The sequence below is a fragment of the Gordonia sp. X0973 genome (assembly GCF_013348785.1).
Taxonomy (GTDB): domain Bacteria; phylum Actinomycetota; class Actinomycetes; order Mycobacteriales; family Mycobacteriaceae; genus Gordonia.
Genome location: NZ_CP054691.1, coordinates 1,922,868 through 1,941,758, shown reverse-complemented (window position 1 = coordinate 1,941,758; position 18,891 = coordinate 1,922,868). Strand labels below are relative to the sequence as shown.

At 69.6% G+C, this 18,891-nt stretch carries 18 protein-coding genes and 1 riboswitch; of the genes, 14 read left to right on the top strand and 4 right to left on the bottom strand.

The window, feature by feature from the left end; translation table 11 throughout:
* Genes sufC through HUN08_RS09465 form a run of 6 tightly spaced genes read left to right on the top strand, consistent with a single transcriptional unit; the run spans window position 1 to window position 4,148 of the window.
* Complete coding sequence (gene sufC, locus HUN08_RS09490) at window positions 1-771, top strand: Fe-S cluster assembly ATPase SufC (protein WP_124246476.1); 771 nt, start codon at window positions 1-3, stop codon at window positions 769-771.
* Between the two features lie 13 nt (window positions 772-784).
* The gene (locus tag HUN08_RS09485; protein ID WP_124246475.1) at window positions 785-2,068 is read left to right on the top strand and encodes a cysteine desulfurase; all 1,284 of its coding nucleotides are present in this window, start codon (window positions 785-787) and stop codon (window positions 2,066-2,068) included.
* A gap of 3 nt (window positions 2,069-2,071) precedes the next feature.
* Window positions 2,072-2,551: a Fe-S cluster assembly sulfur transfer protein SufU gene (gene sufU, locus HUN08_RS09480; protein ID WP_124246474.1), complete on the top strand. Its 480-nt coding sequence runs from the start codon at window positions 2,072-2,074 to the stop codon at window positions 2,549-2,551.
* Window positions 2,548-2,901, top strand: coding sequence for a metal-sulfur cluster assembly factor (locus tag HUN08_RS09475; protein WP_124246473.1), 354 nt, complete (start codon window positions 2,548-2,550; stop codon window positions 2,899-2,901). Before sufU ends, HUN08_RS09475 begins: the two co-directional genes overlap by 4 nt.
* A 9-nt stretch (window positions 2,902-2,910) precedes the next feature.
* Window positions 2,911-3,360 carry a lipoprotein LpqH gene (locus tag HUN08_RS09470; RefSeq protein ID WP_301546655.1) on the top strand — a complete coding sequence of 150 codons (450 nt, stop codon included), beginning with the start codon at window positions 2,911-2,913 and terminating at the stop codon, window positions 3,358-3,360.
* Entirely contained in the window at window positions 3,351-4,148 is a 798-nt protein-coding gene (locus HUN08_RS09465; RefSeq protein ID WP_124246472.1) for an ABC transporter ATP-binding protein, read from the top strand. Before HUN08_RS09470 ends, HUN08_RS09465 begins: the two co-directional genes overlap by 10 nt.
* 172 nt (window positions 4,149-4,320) lie before the next feature.
* On the opposite strand, the gene HUN08_RS09460 is transcribed toward HUN08_RS09465, so the two are convergent.
* Window positions 4,321-5,607, bottom strand: a complete 1,287-nt coding sequence (locus tag HUN08_RS09460; RefSeq protein WP_124246471.1) for a polysaccharide pyruvyl transferase family protein — start codon at window positions 5,605-5,607, stop codon at window positions 4,321-4,323.
* 54 nt (window positions 5,608-5,661) lie between these two features.
* Complete coding sequence (locus HUN08_RS09455; RefSeq protein WP_124246470.1) at window positions 5,662-6,090, bottom strand: META domain-containing protein; 429 nt, start codon at window positions 6,088-6,090, stop codon at window positions 5,662-5,664.
* A gap of 128 nt (window positions 6,091-6,218) precedes the next feature.
* Between HUN08_RS09455 and secA2 the strand changes: the two genes are divergently transcribed.
* The 8 genes from secA2 to gcvP all read left to right on the top strand — a co-directional run bounded on the left by secA2 (window position 6,219) and on the right by gcvP (window position 15,503).
* Window positions 6,219-8,591 (top strand): accessory Sec system translocase SecA2, encoded by a 2,373-nt coding sequence (gene secA2 / locus HUN08_RS09450; protein ID WP_124246469.1) that lies wholly within the window; start codon window positions 6,219-6,221, stop codon window positions 8,589-8,591.
* Window positions 8,592-8,628: 37 nt separating this feature from the next.
* Window positions 8,629-9,285, top strand: coding sequence for a CDP-alcohol phosphatidyltransferase family protein (locus tag HUN08_RS09445; RefSeq protein WP_124246636.1), 657 nt, complete (start codon window positions 8,629-8,631; stop codon window positions 9,283-9,285).
* A complete protein-coding gene (gene gcvH, locus HUN08_RS09440; protein WP_124246468.1) occupies window positions 9,278-9,679 on the top strand; it encodes a glycine cleavage system protein GcvH in 402 nt (133 codons plus the stop codon). Before HUN08_RS09445 ends, gcvH begins: the two co-directional genes overlap by 8 nt.
* Window positions 9,680-9,900: 221 nt before the next feature.
* Window positions 9,901-10,353, top strand: a complete 453-nt coding sequence (gene garA, locus HUN08_RS09435; protein ID WP_124246635.1) for a glycogen accumulation regulator GarA — start codon at window positions 9,901-9,903, stop codon at window positions 10,351-10,353.
* A gap of 38 nt (window positions 10,354-10,391) precedes the next feature.
* On the top strand, window positions 10,392-11,060 hold the full coding sequence (locus HUN08_RS09430) for a MerR family transcriptional regulator (protein WP_124246467.1): 669 nt from the start codon (window positions 10,392-10,394) through the stop codon (window positions 11,058-11,060).
* 26 nt (window positions 11,061-11,086) lie between these two features.
* The gene (locus tag HUN08_RS09425) at window positions 11,087-11,584 is read left to right on the top strand and encodes a bifunctional nuclease family protein (protein WP_124246466.1); all 498 of its coding nucleotides are present in this window, start codon (window positions 11,087-11,089) and stop codon (window positions 11,582-11,584) included.
* Between the two features lie 182 nt (window positions 11,585-11,766).
* Window positions 11,767-12,345 carry a MerR family transcriptional regulator gene (locus tag HUN08_RS09420; RefSeq protein WP_124246634.1) on the top strand — a complete coding sequence of 193 codons (579 nt, stop codon included), beginning with the start codon at window positions 11,767-11,769 and terminating at the stop codon, window positions 12,343-12,345.
* 26 nt (window positions 12,346-12,371) lie between these two features.
* Window positions 12,372-12,467, top strand: a riboswitch (glycine riboswitch).
* 123 nt (window positions 12,468-12,590) lie between these two features.
* Window positions 12,591-15,503: an aminomethyl-transferring glycine dehydrogenase gene (gene gcvP / locus HUN08_RS09415; protein ID WP_124246465.1), complete on the top strand. Its 2,913-nt coding sequence runs from the start codon at window positions 12,591-12,593 to the stop codon at window positions 15,501-15,503.
* 38 nt (window positions 15,504-15,541) lie between these two features.
* Here gcvP and HUN08_RS09410 read toward each other — a convergent pair whose 3' ends face one another.
* Both HUN08_RS09410 and HUN08_RS09405 read right to left on the bottom strand, forming a co-directional pair.
* Window positions 15,542-16,693: a hypothetical protein gene (locus HUN08_RS09410; RefSeq protein ID WP_124246464.1), complete on the bottom strand. Its 1,152-nt coding sequence runs from the start codon at window positions 16,691-16,693 to the stop codon at window positions 15,542-15,544.
* Window positions 16,683-18,866 (bottom strand): malate synthase G, encoded by a 2,184-nt coding sequence (locus HUN08_RS09405; protein ID WP_124246463.1) that lies wholly within the window; start codon window positions 18,864-18,866, stop codon window positions 16,683-16,685. Before HUN08_RS09405 ends, HUN08_RS09410 begins: the two co-directional genes overlap by 11 nt.
* Between the last annotated feature and the right edge of the window lie 25 nt (window positions 18,867-18,891).

The window sequence follows — 18,891 nt, the reverse complement described above, 5'->3', positions numbered from 1 at the left end:
GTGACCACCCTGGAAATCCGCGACCTGCACGTGCGTGTCGCCACCACCGACCCCGACGCCGAGCCCATCGAGATCCTCAAGGGCGTCGACCTCACCGTGAAGTCGGGGGAGACCCACGCCATCATGGGCCCCAACGGCTCCGGCAAGTCGACGCTGTCCTACGCGATCGCCGGACACCCGAAGTACGAGGTGACCAGCGGGACGATCACCCTGGACGGCGAGGACGTGCTGGAGATGACCGTCGACGAGCGCGCCCGGGCGGGGATCTTCCTGGCGATGCAGTACCCCGTCGAGGTGCCCGGCGTCTCGATGTCGAACTTCCTGCGCACCGCGGCGACCGCGATGCGCGGCGAGGCACCGAAGCTGCGGCACTGGGTCAAGGAGACCAAGGAGGCGATGGCCGACCTCGAGATCGATCCGGCCTTCGCCGAGCGCAGCGTCAACGAGGGCTTCTCCGGCGGTGAGAAGAAGCGTCACGAGATTCTGCAGCTCGACCTGTTGAAGCCGAAGATCGCCGTGCTCGACGAGACGGACTCCGGCCTCGACGTCGACGCGCTGCGGATCGTCTCCGAGGGCGTCAACCGCTACAAGGCAGAGGAAGACGGCGGCATCCTGCTCATCACGCACTACACGCGGATCCTGCGCTACATCAAGCCGGACTTCGTCCACGTCTTCGTCGACGGCCGGGTCGTCGAATCGGGTGGCCCCGAGCTCGCCGACGAGCTGGAGACCAACGGCTACGTGCGATTCACCGGCGCGTCGGCCAAGTAACAGGGGGCCGGCCGTGAGCATCGCCCAGGAAAACCTCCCGACCTCGCCGCTCGACATCGTCGGCGTGCGCGCGGACTTCCCGATCCTCGCGCGGTCGGTCCGCGACGGGAAGCCCCTGGCCTACCTGGACTCGGGTGCCACGTCGCAGCGGCCGTTGCCGGTCCTCGACGCGGAGCGCGACTTCCTGCTCAACCACAACGCCGCCGTCCACCGCGGCGCACACCAGTTGGCCGAGGAGGCCACCGACGCCTACGAGCACGCGCGCGAGGTGATCGCCCGCTTCGTCGGCGTCGGCCCGGACGAGATCGTGTTCACCAAGAACGCGACCGAGGCGCTGAACGTGGTGGCCTACGCGCTGTCCGACGACCGGTCGGCCGCCGTCCTCGGCGGCAAGCCGCTCGGCCCCGGCGACACCGTCGTGATCACCGAGCTCGAACACCACGCCAATCTCGTGCCGTGGCAGGAGGTGTGCCGCCGGACCGGCGCGACACTGCGCTGGTACGGGGTCACCGACGACGGGCGGATCGACCTCGATTCGCTGGAACTCGACGACAGCGTGAAGATCGTCGCCTTCACCCACCAGTCGAACGTCACCGGTGCCGTCGCCGACGTGGACGAACTGGTCCGCCGCGCGCATGCGGTCGGCGCACTGGTGGTCCTGGACGCCTGCCAGTCGGTGCCGCATATGCCCGTCGACTTCCGCGCCCTCGACGCGGACTTCGCCGCCTTCTCCGGCCACAAGATGTTCGGCCCCTCCGGCGTCGGCGTGCTGTACGGGCGCGCGGCGCTCCTGGAGCAGCTGCCCCCCTTCCTCACCGGCGGCTCGATGATCGAGACGGTGACGATGGAGGCGTCGACCTATGCGCCGCCGCCGCAGCGGTTCGAGGCGGGTGTCCCGATGACGTCGCAGGCCGTGGGCCTGGGTGCCGCCGTCGAGTATCTGGAAGCGCTGGGCATGGATGCCGTCGCCGCCCACGAACACGAGCTCACCGCGGCAGCGCTCAGGGCCCTCGGCGACATCGACGGGCTGCGCATCATCGGGCCGACCGAGCCGGTCGCCCGTGGCGGCGCGGTCTCCTTCGTCGTCGACGGGGTGCACGCGCACGACCTCGGTCAGATCCTCGACGACGAGGGTGTCGCCATCCGCGTCGGCCACCACTGCGCGTGGCCGTTGCACCGCCGCTTCGGCATCGCGGCCTCGGCACGCGCCTCTTTCGCCGCCTACAACACGCTCGACGAGGTCGACCGGCTCGCCGCCGCGATCAGCCGGGCGCAAGAGTTTTTCGGGAGCCGCTGACCCGTGCGCATGGAGCAGATGTACCAGGACGTCATCCTGGACCACTACAAGCACCCGCACGGGCGCGGCCTGCGCGAGCCCTACGGCGCACAAGTGCACCACGTGAACCCGACGTGCGGCGACGAGGTGACCCTGCGCGTGACCCTCTCGCCGGACGGCTCGACGATCGCCGACGTCTCCTACGACGGCCAGGGGTGTTCGATCTCACAGGCGTCGACGTCGGTGCTGTACGACCAGTTGGTTGGCCTGCCGGTCGACGAGGCGATGCGCATCCTGGACTCGTTCTCCACGATGATGACATCGCGCGGAACCGACCCCGGCGACGACGAGCTGATCGGCGACGGCATCGCCTTTGCCGGGGTGAGCAAATACCCAGCGCGCGTCAAGTGCGCGCTGCTGGGATGGATGGCGTTCAAGGACGCGTTGAGCCAGGCGGTGGCCGACGCTCCCGAGACGACGACCCGAGAAGAGGAATTGACATGACCGACACCGCGCCCCAGAGCGAACCGACCACGTCGTTGCCGCAGCTCGACGACGTCGAAGAGGCGATGCGCGACGTCGTCGACCCGGAGTTGGGGATCAACGTCGTCGACCTCGGCCTCGTCTACGACATGACCGTCACCGACGAGGCGATCGCGAAACTCGACATGACGCTGACGTCGGCGGCCTGCCCGCTGCAGGACGTCATCGAGGACCAGGCCCGCGCCGCGCTCGTCTCCAGCGGGCTGTGCACCGACCTGGAGATCAACTGGGTCTGGCTGCCGCCGTGGGGTCCGGAGAAGATCACCGACGACGGCCGGGAGCAACTCCGGGCGCTCGGCTTCACCGTCTAGTCTTCGGCTATGGGAAGAATGCACAGGGCGGCGACCATCGCCGTCGCTGCGGGACTGTTCGTGCTCGGCACGGCCGCCTGCGGCTCGAAGGATGATGCCCCGACCGTCGGCGGCGACGCCACGATCACCGTCGACGGGAAGCCGCTCGACCTGCCCAAGAACCGGGTCACCTGCCGGACCGAGGACGGCAAGCGCTACATCGGCGTCGGGGCCGACCGGCCGAATTCCGGGGTCGCCGCTGTCGTCACCGACGCGGAGCGCCCCGAGGTCCTCTCCGTCGGACTCGGTGACGTCGACGGGGTGACCATGGGGTTCGCCCAGGGCGTCGGCGAGGGCCAGGGCACCGTGACGAAATCCGGCGAGACCTACACGATTCGCGGTGAGGCGACCGGGATCAACCGGGCCGACCCGACGAACCCGACGAAGCGACGATTCCACCTCACCGTCCGATGCCCGTGACGCCGGGCGCGCCCGTGCTCGAACTGCGCGACGTCACCTTTCGGCGCGACGGCACCGACATCCTGCGCGGCGTCGACCTGCTGGTCGGCGAAGGGGAACACTGGGCGATGCTCGGCCCCAACGGAGCAGGCAAGAGCACCCTGCTCGGCTTCTGCGCCGCGCGCACCCATCCGACCTCCGGCACGGTCGACGTGCTCGGACAACGACTGGGCCGGGTCGACACGGCGCAGCTGCGCAAACAGATCGGGCACGTCGACCCGCGCCACCGGCTGTCCTCGCCGCTGACCGCGCGCGAGGTGGTGCTCACCGGGATCACCGGCACGATCGACCTGCCGATGCGCTGGGAGCCGACCGCCGACGAGGTCGGGCGCGCCGACGCGCGGCTCGACGAGGTGGGTCTGGTCGAGCACCGGGACTCGGTGTGGCAGTCGATGTCGCAGGGCGAGCGCGGTCGGGCGTTGATCGCCCGCGCGTTGATCGCGCAGCCGCGGCTGCTGCTGCTCGACGAGCCGACCACGGGCCTCGACGTCGCGGCCCGCGAGCAGTACCTTGCGACGATGGACCGGCTGGCCGCGGCGGATCCGGGGATGACGTCGGTGCTGGTCACCCATCATCTCGAAGAGCTGCCGGAGACCACGACGCACGCGGTGCTGGTCTCCCGCGGCGCGATCACCGCCGCGGGGCCGGTGGACCAGGCATTGACGACCCGGACGGTCAGCGACGCCTTCCACCATCCCATCGAGGTCTCCCGCGTCGGCAAGCGCTTCGCCGCCCGCGCCGCCCGCTGACCGGGCACCCCGACCCCGCCGAGTGGGCACTCCAACCCCGCCGAGTGGGCACCCGGATCCCGCCGAGTGGGCAGTTCGGTACGCCGCGAGGTCTTGGCGAGGTGCCCAGTCGATAGCAATTGGGTGCCCACTCGGCGGGGTTGAGGTGCCCACTCGGCCAACGGGCCGTGGTTCAGCGACGGGGGAGTCGGCGGGGCGGGTAGATCCGCGCCGCCAATTCGCGCTTGGCCGCGACGTTGCGCTCGCGGTCATCGGGGGAGAAGCCACCGGCGTGCGGGCGGGCCGGCAGGGCACTCCCGTCGGCGATGGTCCAGCGTGATCCGCAATCGACCAGCGATTGGTGTTTGGTCGCGTAGTAGTCCGGCTTGGTGATGATCGCGACCCCGCTGTCGCCGGCGGCGGCGGCGATCAGATGCGGGTGGAACCGGGTGGTCAGCCACGTCTGCCCGCGACCGATGGGCAGGCCGTCGTGCCACACCGAGAGGAAGGGGATCACCCGGGCGGCGGCGAGCCGGTCGCCAAGGTGCTTGACGACCGTGTAGTCGCGCCCCGGCATCGCCTCGACCACCGTCACGTGCTCGGCGGGCACCGCCCAGTGTTCCAGGGTGGCGGCGGCGAACTCGGCCAATGCGTCGATCCCGGCGTCGCCGTCGTAGGAGAAATCGTCCACGAGGTCGGACTGGACGCAGAGGACCACCCCGTCGTCGGGCAGCGCCGCGCCGCCGCGTCGTTTGCGCACCTGGTCGACGAGGCGATCGCCCCAGTCGCGGCGCGGCGGGTCGAGCCACACGTCGTCGCCGCTGTGCACCAGCGAGCCGGCGTCGACGTGGTCGGCGAGGGCGGTGCGCGAGGCGGCGTCGCGGACGTCGAACACGTCGAAGCCCTTGATCGCGTCGAGCAGCGCCGACCACTCCGGGTCGGTCATCAGCGGCAGCAGGCCCTGGCCGGTGGCGACGACGTCGGCACCGGTCTGCGCGCCGACGGCCGACATCGCCGCGAGCAACCCGAGATGGTGCGGCCACTGCTGGTTGACGTACCCGCCGCCGAGCAGGTGCAGCGAGGAGGCGTGCAGCAGCGTGTCGACGCCCTCACCGAGGCCGGGCGATACCCCGAGCCGGCTGGCGGCCTGCGCCACCCACTCCCAGGGGCGGGAGGCGTCGACGGCCTCGTCGTCCACCTCGCCGTCGACGACGGCACGCGCGTGATCGGCCAGGCGCCACAGCGTGTCGGTGAACACCGCGCGCGGATTCGCGTGGCGCAGCAGCAGCGAAGCCTGGCCGGGGGTGTGGCAGTCGAGCACGACGGTGGCCCGCGGCCGGGTGCGCCGCAGGTGGGCGAGCCAGATGTAGGCGATGAGCTCGTCGCCGTAGTTCGGGTAGCCCGAGGGGGCGACGAGGTACACGATCTCCTCGCGGCGGGCGGCACGGGCGATGCGGGTGGTGACGCGCGGGGAGGTCATAGCGGGCAATGCTACCGACGCCGCGGCTCGACGGCGGTCAGCGCGACGGTCGGCTCAGCGCGCCGCCTGGACCTCGGTGAGGACGACCGTCGTGGTCGGTGTGCGCAAGGTGAGGGTCTTGCCGGTCAGCTGGTAGTTCGGCGCCTTCGCGGTGAAGGCCTGCACCCAGGCATCTGCTTTGTCGCGCGGCGGCGGGCACATCATCATCGTCGAGGCCAGACGCGTGAAGTGCAGCCGACCGCCCTGCGCGGTGGCGATCCCGGTCATCTGGTTGCAGCCGGCGGTGAGCCCGACCCGGTCCTTGTCGAGGAACCGGATCTTCAGCGGGCCGCCGCCGGGAATCGCGCCCGGGCTCACCGAGGTGGAGGTGAAGGCGCGGCCGCTCAGTCCCGGAACGGCTTGGGCTGGGGCCGTGACGAGCAGACTTCCCAGAGCGGCGGCGGCGAGCAGAGCGGCGGCGCCGGTCGACGAGTGAGCGTTCATGTCGTCAACGCTACCGTCGGCGCCCGCAATCGGTCACCCGATCACGGTGGTGCGCTACCGTTGGGCGTGACGCGATCGCGCTGACGCGATCGGCGTGAACGCCATCTACACAGGAGACGGATTACCCGGTGGGCAAGCTTTCCAACACGATGTGGCGAATCCTCGGCGCCCAGAGCGGACGCAACCAGTCGAAGTCGGTCGCGCTGATCGAGAAGGCGGCCGCGCACGACGACTGGGCCGCCGGACTCGACGACGACGAGTTCGCGGGTGCCGCCCGGGAACTGGAGATCGCCACCGACCTGGTCGATCGCGCCAAGTTCCTCGCCCTGGTGCGGGAGGCGGCCGACCGCTCGCTGCAGCTGCGGCCCTACGACGTCCAGCTGCAGGGCTCGCTGCGCATGCTCGAGGGGGACGTCGTCGAGATGGCCACCGGCGAGGGCAAGACGCTGTCCGGGGCGATCGCGGCCATCGGCCACGTACTCATCGGCCACAAGGTGCACGTCATCTCCGTCAACGACTACCTGGCCAACCGCGATGCGGAGTGGATGAAGCCGCTGTTCGACATGTTCGGCGTGAGCGTCGGGGCGATCGCCGAGTCGTCGACGGCCGCCGACCGTCGCGCCGCCTACGACTCCGACGTCGTCTACGGCTCGGTCAACGAGATCGGATTCGACGTGCTGCGCGACCAGTTGGCCGTCCGGGAGGCCGACCTCATCGCGCCCAAGCCGGATGTCGCGATCATCGACGAGGCGGACTCCGTCCTCGTCGACGAGGCGCTCGTGCCGCTGATCCTCGCCGGGTCGGCCACCGGCGAGGTCGCCGACGCCGCGATCGCCGACGTCGTGTCGCGGATGAAGAACAAGCACTACGAGATCGACACCGAGGGGCGCAACATCAGCCTCACCGACGAGGGCGCCTCCTTCGTCGAGGACGAGTTGGGCGTCGACCTCTACAGCGAGGCCCACGTCGGCACCACGCTGGTCCACACGAACATCGCGCTGTACGCCTACTACCTGCTCGAACGCGACGTGCACTACATCGTGCGCGACGGCGAGGTGAAGTTGATCAACTCCTCGCGCGGTCGCGTCGCACAGTTGCAGCGCTGGCCGGACGGCGTCCAGGCCGCCGTCGAGTTGAAGGAGAAGCTGGACCAGACCGACTCCGGCGAGGTGATCGACACGATCACCGTCCAGGCACTCATCGGGCGCTATCCCAAGGTCTGCGGCATGACCGGAACGGCGCTCGCCGCGGGCGAGCAGTTCCGCCAGTTCTACGACCTCTTCGTCTCGCAGATCCCGCCGAATACCGAGAACATCCGCGTCGACATGCCCGACCGGGTCTTCGACAGCAAGGCCAACAAGGTAGAGGCACTCGTGGAATACCTCAAGGAGGTCCACGAGACCGGCCAGCCGATCCTGATCGGCACCCACGACGTCGCCGAGTCCGAGGAGCTCGCGTACTTCCTGGAGAAGGCGGGCGTCGGCTGCGTGGTCCTCAACGCCAAGAACGACGCGCAGGAGGCGGCGATCATCGCCGACGCCGGCAAGCGCGACGCGGTGACCGTGTCCACCCAGATGGCCGGCCGCGGCACCGACATCCGCCTCGGCGGGCCGGATGCGACCACCGAGGAACACGACGAGATCGCCGAGCTCGGTGGCCTGTGCGTCGTGGGCACCGGGCGCTACGACACCGAGCGCCTCGACAACCAGCTGCGCGGCCGTGCCGGGCGCCAGGGCGATCCCGGCACCTCGGTCTTCTTCTCGTCACTGGAAGACCCGCTGGTCACGCGCAACCTCTCCTTCAAACGGGACCCGGAGTCCTCGGAGCCGGACGGTTCGATGGGCGCGCGCGGCAACGAACTCATCGAGCAGGCCCAGCGCGTCGCCGAGGGCGTCATGTTGGAGCTGCACTCGAACACTTGGCGCTACAACAAGCTGGTCAACCAGCAGCGCGACATCATCGTCGGGCGCCGGATGGAGTTGCTGAGCACGGACGAGGCCCTCACCAGCCTGGCCGAACTCGAGCCGGTGCGGTACGAGAGCCTGCTCGCCGGCCGTCTGCCGGCACCCGCGGATGACGAGGACGCCGACGACGCGCCCGACACCGCCGACTTCGGCCCGGTCACCGAGAAGGTCGACAAGGAGGTGCTGGAGCAGGCCGCGCGCGAGATCATGCTCTACCACCTCGACCGGGCGTGGAGCGACCACCTCGCCTTCGTCTCCGACGTCCGCTCGAGCATCCACCTGCGGGCGATCGGCCGCGAGTCGCCGCTCGACGAGTTCCACCGGCTGATCCTCGCCGAGTTCACCAAACTCCCCAACGAGGCGGTCGAGGCGGCGCGCAAGACCTTCCGCGAGGCCACGATCACCAACGCCGGCGTGGACCTGGATTCGGCCGGCCGGCACCGCTCCACGTCGACCTGGACCTACATGGTCCACGACAACCTCTTCTCCTCGGGCGGCGCGAAGATGCTGCAGGGCATCATCGGCGTCTTCCGCTAGGCCGCCGATGTCCGGGGACGAGACGGTGGGCGACCAGGTGTCGGGGGAAGAATCGGCGGGGGACCGCGCCGGCGAGCGGGTCGTCACGGTGCCCAACGCGCTGAGCGTGCTGCGGCTGGCGCTGGTCCCGGTATTCCTCTACGTCCTGCTCGTGGCGAAGGCCGACGGGTGGGCCATCGTCATCTTGCTGGCCTCGGGCTTCTCCGACTGGCTCGACGGCAAGTTGGCGCGGCTGCTCGACCAGTCGTCCTCGCTCGGCGCGCTGCTCGACCCCCTCGCCGACCGGATCTACATCGTGGTGATCCCGCTGGCGTTCGGCGTCCGCGGTTTCATCCCGTGGTGGATCATCGCGGTCATCGTCGCGCGCGACCTGCTGCTGGCGCTGCAGGTCCCGCTGTTGCGCAAGCGCGGGGTCGTCGCGCTCCCGACGCTCTACGTCGGGAAGGCGGCCACCTTCGCGTTGATGAGCGCCTTCCCGTGGATCCTGATCGGCCAGCTCGATTCCTGGCTCGGCCGGGCCGCGCTGCCGTTCGGGTGGGCGCTGCTCATCTGGGGCGTCGCGCTCTACCTGTGGACATTGGCGCTGTACTGGTACCAGATGGTGCTGCTGATGCGGGCGGGAAAGACCCCGGGCGCGCACAATCGCGGCGCACCGGATACCGTTATCGCCGACGAAGGGATGGCAAGTGGCTGAAACGACTGTTCCCGACGACCTGCGCTACACCGCGGATCACGAGTGGGTGCGCAAGGTCGACGAGACGACCGTGCGGGTCGGGATCACCGACTACGCGCAGGATCAGCTCGGCGACGTGGTGTTCGTGCAGCTGCCCGGCGCCGGCGACTCGGTGACCAGTGGCGACTCGTTCGCCGAGGTCGAGTCCACCAAGAGCGTCTCGGACATCTACAGCCCCCTCGACGGCGAGGTCGTCGCGGTGAACGACGCGCTGGAGGCCTCGCCGGACCTGGTGAACTCCGACGCGTACGGCGCGGGATGGCTGGCGGAGCTGCGGGTGGCCTCGGGCACCGCGGACGACCTGTTGGCCGGACTGCTCGACGCGGCGGCCTACGGGAGCCAGATCGCCGGATAGGCATCCGCCCCCCGGCGGTTGATAACGACTTGGGCAAGGCCCGTCTCCGGGGGCCGACGAACGGCGTGCGATCGGCGCCGCACCGCTATGCTTGGACTAGCTTGTCGCGGTGGTTTGGGGCACCGGATCGGTAACGGATATTTTCTGCGAGCAATTGATTCGCGGCGCATGGGTGACGATGGTGTCCTCGTGTGCCGACGATGGGGAAGACGACAGGAGAAGTGGTGAGCGACAACGACAACGGCTTTGAGGCACCGGTGGAGACGACCTCGGTGTTTCGCGAGGAGATCATCAAGGAACTCGACGCATCGGGCGCGTCCGGCGCGGAGCCGGCCGACCTCGGCGTCGAGCGGCTGGCTCCTGGTACGGCGCTGCTCGTGGTCAAGCGCGGCCCCAACGCCGGCTCACGCTTCCTCCTCGACCAGGCCACCACGTCCGCGGGGCGCCATCCCGACAGCGACATCTTCCTCGACGACGTGACCGTCAGCCGTCGGCACGCCGAGTTCCGCACCGGGGACGGCGATTTCCAGGTGGTCGACGTCGGCAGTTTGAACGGCACCTACGTCAACCGCGAGCCGGTCGACGTGGCGACTCTGGGCAACGGCGACGAGGTCCAGATCGGTAAATTCCGACTGGTGTTCCTGTCCGGTCCGCGGGACGCCGCTAGCTCGTGACCGGGGCGCCCGAGCCGCGGGAGCGCGATGAACCCACCATGTCGATCGGTGCGGTTCTGGCACGGCTGCGCGACGACTTTCCCGACGTCACCATCTCGAAGATTCGATTCCTCGAATCCGAGGGGCTCGTCACACCGGAACGGGCACCGTCGGGGTATCGGCGTTTCAGCGAGGCGGACTATCAGCGCCTGCGATTCGTACTGACGGCTCAGCGCGACCGCTATCTGCCGCTCAAGGTCATCCGCGAGCAGATCGACTCGATGGACGGCGAATCCGGCGTGACCATGTTGTCGGCGGCCCGCGGGAGCGTGGCTCCGGCCACCGATTTCGGGGCGCGCGGGGGCCGGATCCCGCGCGAGGAGCTGATCGAGCGTACCGGTGCCGACAGCGGGTTCATCACCGAGCTCATGCGCAACGGCCTGCTGGCCTCGGGGGCCGGTGGATTCTTCGACGAGGATGCCGTGCGCCTGGTGGAGGCCGCGGCCGCGCTGGCCAACTACGGCCTGCAGACCCGGCACCTGCGAGCGTTCAAGGTGTCCGCCGACCGCGAGGCCGGACTCGTCGGCCAGATCGCCGGGCCGATCGCCAAGGGCAAGGGGACCGGCGCCCGCGACCGTGCCGACGAACTGGTCCGCGAGATCGCGGCGCTGTCGGTGACGCTGCACACCCAACTGGTCAAAGCGGCGGTCCGCGACATCCTCGACTGAGCCGCGCGAAGTGTAGATTTGCCGGTATGGGTCAGATGGAGGTCGTCGGAATCCGGGTCGAGTCGCCCGCGGCTCAGCCGGTGCTGCTCCTGCGCGAGATCGGCGGGGAGCGCTACCTGGCGATCTGGATCGGACAGAACGAGGCGGCGTCGATCGCGTTGCACCAGAAGGGGATCGAACCGCCCCGCCCGCTGACGCACGATCTGATCGTCGACCTCGTCGAGACCTTCGGCCAACGCCTCGAGCAGGTGCGGATCGTCGACATGCGGGAGGGCACCTTCTACGCCGAGATGGTGTTCGCCGACTCGGTCGTCGTCTCGGCGCGGCCATCAGACGCCGTGGCCGTCGCGATGCGCGCCGGTGCGGCCATCCACGCCGACGAGGAGGTCCTCGTCGAGGCGGGACTGGTCATCCCCGACGAGGACGAGGTCGAGGGATCGGGGATGAAGGAGGACGAGGTGGAGCGGTTCAAGGAATTCTTGGACCAGGTCTCACCCGACGACTTCAACCTGGGCGAGTCCTGATCCGCCCACTCCAAGGTCACAGTTCGATCTCTACTTCAACTTTAGGGTTTGTCACCCGCGAGTCGCGTTGCCTCCTCTGCGCCGGTTTGCCTACCGTTATCCAGACAGACGGGCGACGTCCGGCATGACGGGCGTAGTCTGATCACCAGAGATGGGCGAGGAGACAAACAGTGGGCGACGACATGACCCCGACCGAGTCGGGCACGGGTGCGCAGGGTTCGTTGACCGAGGTCGCTCCCGGACTGTTTCCCGGTGACACGGTCCCGGACGAACTCGTCGGTTACCGAGTGCCCAGCGCCTGCCAGATCGCCGGTATCACGTATCGGCAGCTCGACTACTGGGCCCGCACCTCGCTGGTCGTCCCGTCCATCCGCGGCGCCGCCGGTTCCGGCAGCCAGCGGCTGTACTCCTTCAAGGACATCCTCGTCCTCAAGATCGTCAAGCGCCTCCTGGACACCGGCATCTCGCTGCAGAACATTCGCGTCGCCGTCGACCACCTCCGCAAGCGCGGCGTCGAGGACCTCGCCCGGGTGACGCTGTTCTCCGACGGCACCACGGTCTACGAGTGCACCTCCGCCGAGGAGGTCATCGATCTCCTGCAGGGCGGCCAGGGCGTATTCGGCATCGCCGTCTCCGGTGCGATGCGCGAACTCACCGGCACGATCGCCGACTTCCCCGGCGAACGCGCCGACGGCGGCGAATCGGAGACCGCGCCCGAGGACGAGCTCGCCGCTCGTCGCCGCGCGCGCAAAACCGGCTAATCGCTCCGGTAGACTCTTCCTCGCGCCGCTACCCGGTGGGAGAGCGTCACCGCGCCCGGTGACCGCCGAAGGAGCAACACCTCTCCGTCAATCTCTCAGGCATCCAGGACCGCTGGGCTGACGGCGTCTCTGGAAAGTGATGGGCTCGCCCATCCGCCCACGGGGAAAGATCGTCGACGACGGTTCAAACTCTCAGGCCCCATGACAGAGGGAGAGGACACCGGCACCCGAGAGAGTCGTACCGCATGTCTTCGAACTCCCCAGTCCCCAGCTCTGCAGATTCCAGCTCTGCAGCCTCCACCGTCGCCTCGCCCGTCTTCGCCGATCGGCACGTCGGGCCCGACGCCGACGAGCTGGCGCGGATCCTCGACGTCATCGGCGTCGCCTCCCTCGACGAATTGGCACAGCGCGCCGTGCCGTCGAACATCGCCGACCGGGTCGCCGACTCCGTCCCGGACGGATTGGCGGCGCTGCCCGACCCGCTGAGCGAGGTGCAGACCCTGGCCCGGCTGCGCGAACTCGCCGATCGCAACACGGTCCGGCGATCCATGATCGGCCTCGGCTACTACGGCACCCACACGCCGGGGGTCATCCGGCGCAATGTGCTGGAGAACCCGGCCTGGTACACCGCCTACACGCCGTATCAGCCGGAGATCAGCCAGGGTCGGCTCGAGGCGCTGCTGAACTTCCAGACGATGGTGGCCGATCTGACCGGCATGGACGTCGCGAACGCGTCGATGCTCGATGAGGCGACCGCCGCGGCCGAGGCGATGACGCTGATGCTGCGCGCCACGAAGAACAAGTCCCGCCGCCTCGTGGTGGACGCCGATCTCTTCCCGCAGACCCGGGCGGTGATCGAGACCCGCGCGGAACCGCTGGGCATCGAAATCGTCGTCGCCGAACTCGATCCCGCCCTCGACGGCGTCGGATTGCCGCCGGGCGACTTCTACGGCGTCATCACGCAGATCCCCGGCGCCTCCGGGCGTCTGGTGGACGCCGCGCCGCTGGTGGCGGCCGCACACGAGCGCGACGCCATGATCGCGGTGGGACTCGACCTGCTGGCCGCCACGCTGGTCACGCCGCCCGGTGAGGTGGGGGCCGACGTCTGCTTCGGCACCACCCAGCGTTTCGGCGTCCCGATGGGATTCGGCGGCCCGCACGCCGGCTACCTCTCGGTCGCGACCGCGCTGACCCGACAGCTGCCGGGGCGGCTGGTCGGCGTCTCCAAGGATGCCGACGGGAACCTCGCCTACCGGCTCTCGCTGCAGACGCGCGAGCAGCACATCCGCCGCGAGAAGGCGACCAGCAACATCTGCACCGCGCAGGTGCTGTTGGCGATCATCGCGGCGATGTACGCCAGCTATCACGGCCCCGACGGCCTGCGCGCCATCGCGCGCCGCACCCATGAGCGGGCCGGGCGCATCGCTTCGGGTCTGGGGAGCGCGGTCGTCCACGGCTCCTTCTTCGACACCGTGTTGGCGCAGACTCCCGGCCAGGCGGGCAAGATCGTCGAGGCGGCGCGCGACGGGGGCGTCGACCTGCGCCTGGTCGACGCCGACCACGTCGCCGTGGCATGCGACGAGACCACCACCGAGGACGACGTGCGCACGGTGCTGGCCGCTTTCGGGGCACACGGTATCGGCGACGGGGGTGATACCGCGGTCGCCGAGATCGAGAACCGCACGTCGGACTACCTCACCCACCCGGCCTTCCACGACCACCGCACCGAGACCGCGATGCTGCGCTACCTGCGCTCGCTCTCGGACAAGGACATCGCACTGGACCGCAGCATGATCCCGCTCGGCTCGTGCACCATGAAATTGAACGCGACCACGGAGATGGAACCGATCACCTGGCCCGAGTTCGCCGACCTGCATCCCTTCGCCCCCGCTGCGGACACCGCGGGGATCAGGGAGTTGATCGGCGAACTCGCCGAGTGGCTGGCCGCCATCACCGGCTATGACCGCGTGAGCCTGCAGCCCAACGCCGGATCGCAGGGCGAGTACGCCGGGCTGCTGGCGATCCGCCGGTACCACCTGGCCAACGGCGACGCCCAGCGCGACATCTGCCTCATCCCCGCGAGTGCACACGGCACCAACGCCGCCTCCGCCGTCATGGCCGGGATGCGCGTGGTCGTCGTGGCCTGCCGGGAGAACGGCGACGTCGACACCGCCGACCTCGCCGCGAAGATCGCCGAACACGGCGACCGACTCGCCGCGACGATGATCACCTACCCGTCGACGCACGGCGTGTTCGAGGCGGCCATCGACCAGATCTGCGCGGCCGTCCACGACGCCGGCGGTCAGGTCTATCTCGACGGCGCCAACCTGAACGCTCTCGTCGGCGTGGCCCGGCCCGGCCGTTTCGGCGGCGACGTGAGCCACCTCAACCTGCACAAGACCTTCTGTATCCCGCACGGCGGCGGCGGACCGGGCGTCGGGCCGATCGGCGTGCGGGAACACCTGGCACCCCATCTGCCCGGGCATCCGCTGGCACCCGAATTGGGCGACGATCTCACGGTCTCGGCCGCACCGTACGGCTCTGCGTCGATCCTGCCGATCACCTACGCCTACATCCTGATGATGGGTGCGCCCGGGCTGCGCCGCGCCACCCTCAGCGCGATCGCCTCGGCCAACTACATCGCCCGACGCCTCGCCGACCACTACCCGGTGCTCTACACCGGTGACGGCGGCTGGGTCGCGCACGAGTGCATCCTGGACCTGCGCGAATTGACCAAGGAGACCGGGGTGACCGTCGACGACGTGGCCAAGCGCCTCGCCGACTACGGGTTCCACGCGCCGACGATGAGCTTCCCGGTGGCGGGCACCTTGATGGTCGAGCCCACCGAGAGCGAGAACCTTGCCGAACTCGACGCCTTCTGCGACGCGATGATCGCGATTCGCGCCGAGATCGACCGTGTCGGCGCCGGACAGTGGCCGGTCGACGACAACCCGCTGCGCGGCGCGCCGCACACCACCGAGTGCCTGGTCGGGGAGTGGGACCACCCGTACACCCGCGAGGAGGCGGTCTACCCGTCCGGGTTGCCGTCGTCGGGGGCGCGGGCCAAGGCGTGGCCGACGGTCCGCCGCATCGACGGCGCCTTCGGCGACCGCAACCTCGTCTGCAGCTGCCCGCCGATCGAGGCGTTCGCCGACTGAGACGGGGACGGGTCGAGGACGGGGGCGGCTTGGCCGACCTAGCGCTTGAACACCAGGCGGTTGACGGCGGCGACCGCAGCGGGTTCGGCGGTCAGGCGCGGGTCGCGCACTGGGCCGAAGGCGACCGCGGCATTGCCCTGCGGCAGCGTCGCGTCGCCGGCCCGGTAGCCGCGCGCCACCAGCAGCGCCACCTGCCGCGGCGACCGTGCGAAATCGATGAACTGCGCCGCGCCGTCGGATTCCACGGCGGACACCGATTCGTCGGACAGCCGGACGACGGGATAGTCGGCGATCGGGGTCGGTCCGGCGGGTGAGTACGCGCGCACCTTCTGGGCCAGGTCGCCCTCGCGGGTGAGGGCGAACAACTGCTGCTCGGTGATCGGCACCGCGTGGATGCCGCGCCGCGGATCGCCGGTGCCCATCTCGGCCACGACGCCCGCCGCGCTGCGCGCCGGGGGAGCCGCGGCGAGCACCGCCTCGATCGCCGCGGCGGCCGCAGGCGACTTCGCCTTGGTGCCGGTGAGCGCGTCGGCCGGCGGGTTCGACTGTGCGGCGACGGCCTGCGCGGCCAGCGCGGTCGCATCCGAGGCGGGCCCGGTCGGCATCGCCAACCGCAGCGCACCCCACGCGGGCAGACCGAACTCGGCCATCGCGTCGCGGCGCTTGGCCAGACCGGGGAGCCGCGCCCAGGAGAGCTTGGTCCCGGCCTTGGCCGCGAATGCTGCGTCGACGGCGAGCACGACCGGAGAGGTGACCAGGGAATCCGGCGCCCCCTCGGCGGTGGCCGGGCGGTCGCTCAGGAGCTCGGCGGACCATACCGACGACTGAGGGATCCAGGCCGCCGGTTGCGGGCCCAGGACCTTGACATCCCATGTGCCCCGCAGGCCGGCCAACGCCGCCCGCCCGTCGACGGGTCGTACCTGGACCGTCAGGCAATGGTCGCGGACCACCGGGTGCGTCGCGTTGTACCGGCGGGCGATCTCGGCGAGCGTCTCGGCGATGTCGGGGCTCGCCGCGATCGGGACGACGGCCTTCCCCGCGACACAGGCCGAAGCCGCCTGATCGGCCTGGCGGTCGACCCGGTCGCGGACCTGGAACCAACTGACCCCGAGTCCGGCGACGAGGAGGGCGACCAGGATCGCGACCAACAGGGGCCGGCCGCGACCCGGCGTGGCCGACCTACGCCCCATTGGCCGCTTTGAACTCGCGGCGACGACGGTGCAGGATCGGCTCGGTGTAGCCGCTCGGCTGCTGGGCGCCGGACAGGATCAGCTCCTTGGCCGCGCCGAACGCGATGTTGGAGTCGAAGTCCGGGGCCATCGGCCGGTAGTCCGGGTCGTCCGCGTTCTGGCGGTCGACCACCGGCGCCATGCGCTCCAGCGACGCCACCACGTCGTCGGCGCTCACGACGCCGTGCCGGATCCAGTTCGCCAGGAGCTGGCTGGAGATGCGCAGGGTCGCACGGTCCTCCATGAGGGCGACGTCGTGGATGTCGGGCACCTTGGAGCAGCCGACGCCGTGGTCGATCCAACGGACCACGTAGCCCAGGATCGACTGGCAGTTGTTGTCGAGCTCCTCGCGCTTCTCCTCGTCGGACCAGTCGGTCTTCGGGGCGAGTGGGATGGTGAGGATGTCGTCGAGCGGCGCCGGGGCGCGCTTGGCGATCTCGTCCTGAACCGTGAAGACGTCGACCTCGTGGTAGTGCATGGCGTGCAGGGTCGCGGCGGTCGGCGACGGCACCCAGGCGGTCGTGGCACCGGCCTTGGGCTGGCCGATCTTCTGCTCGACCATGTCGGCCATCAGATCGGTCATGGCCCACATGCCCTTGCCGATCTGCGCCTTGTGCTGCAGTCCGGCGGCCAGACCGACGTCGACGTTGTTGTCCTCGTAGGCCTTGATCCAGGTCTGCGACTTCATGGCGCCCTTGCGCACCATCGGCCCGGCCTCCATCGAGGTGTGGATCTCGTCGCCGGTGCGGTCGAGGAAGCCGGTGTTGATGAAGACGACGCGGTCCTGTGCGGAGCGGATCGCGGCCTTGAGGTTGGCCGTGGTGCGGCGCTCCTCGTCCATGATGCCGACCTTCATCGTGGTGGCCGGGACGCCGATGACCTTCTCCACCGCGCCGAAGAGGTCGCTGGTGAAGGCCACCTCGTCGGGGCCGTGCATCTTCGGCTTCACGATGTAGATCGATCCGGTGCGCGAGTTCTGCAGACCGTCGGCGGAGAGTCCGTGCTTGCCGATCAGGCCGGTGACCAGGGCATCGATAATGCCCTCGGGCACCTCGTTGCCGTCGGCGTCGAGGATGGCCGGGTTGGTCATCAGGTGGCCGACGTTGCGGACGAACAGCAGTGAGCGGCCGTGCAGCTCCAGCTGCGAACCGTCGGGCGCGGTGTAGCTCCGGTTCGGGTTCAGCGTGCGGGTGAAGGTCTTGCCGCCCTTCGCGACCTCTTCGGCGAGGTCGCCGCGGTTGAGGCCGAGCCAGTTGCGGTAGCCGATCACCTTGTCGTCGGCGTCGACGGCCGCGACCGAGTCCTCGAAGTCCATGATCGTGGTGATCGCCGATTCCAGCACGACGTCGGAGACGCCCGCCTTGTCGGTGGAGCCGATCGGCGAGGTCGGGTCGATGAGGATGTCGACGTGCAGCCCGTGGTGGCGCAGCAGGATCGACGACGGGGCGAGGGCGTCGCCACGGTAGCCGACGAAGGCATCCGGATCGGCGAAGGTGGTGACCTGGGTGTCATCGCCCAGAACGACGTTGACCCGGTCCCCGTCGATCACGTACTTGGTGGCGTCGGCGTGGCTGCCCTGCTCCAGCGGCACGGCGGTGTCGAGGAACTTCTTGGCGTAGGCGATGACCTTGTCGCCGCGCACCTTGTTGTACGACTTGCCCTTCTCGGCGCCGTCGGCCTCGGAGATCACGTCGGTGCCGTAGAGGGCGTCGTACAGCGAACCCCAGCGGGCGTTCGCGGCGTTGAGCGCGAACCGGGCGTTGAGGATCGGGACGACCAGCTGCGGGCCGGCGGTCTCGGAGATCTCGGTGTCCACCCCGGAGGTGCTGATCTCGAAGTCCTCCGGCGGGGCGACCAGGTAGCCGATCTCGGTGAGGAAGTCTTTGTAGGCGGCGAAGTCGACCTTGCCGTCGGCGGCCGGGTGGTCGCGGTGCCACTGGTCGATCTTGGCCTGCAGGTCTTCGCGGACCGCGAGGAGCTCGCGGTTGCGCGGGGCGAATTCGCCGATGACGGCCGCGGCCCCGGCCCAGAACGCGTCTTGGTCTACACCGGTGCCGGGCAACGCCTCGTTGTTGACGAAGTCGTAGAGGACCGGGGAGACCTGGAGTCCGTGGACGGTGACGCGATCAGACATGTCAGCCTTTCGTATTGGATATATC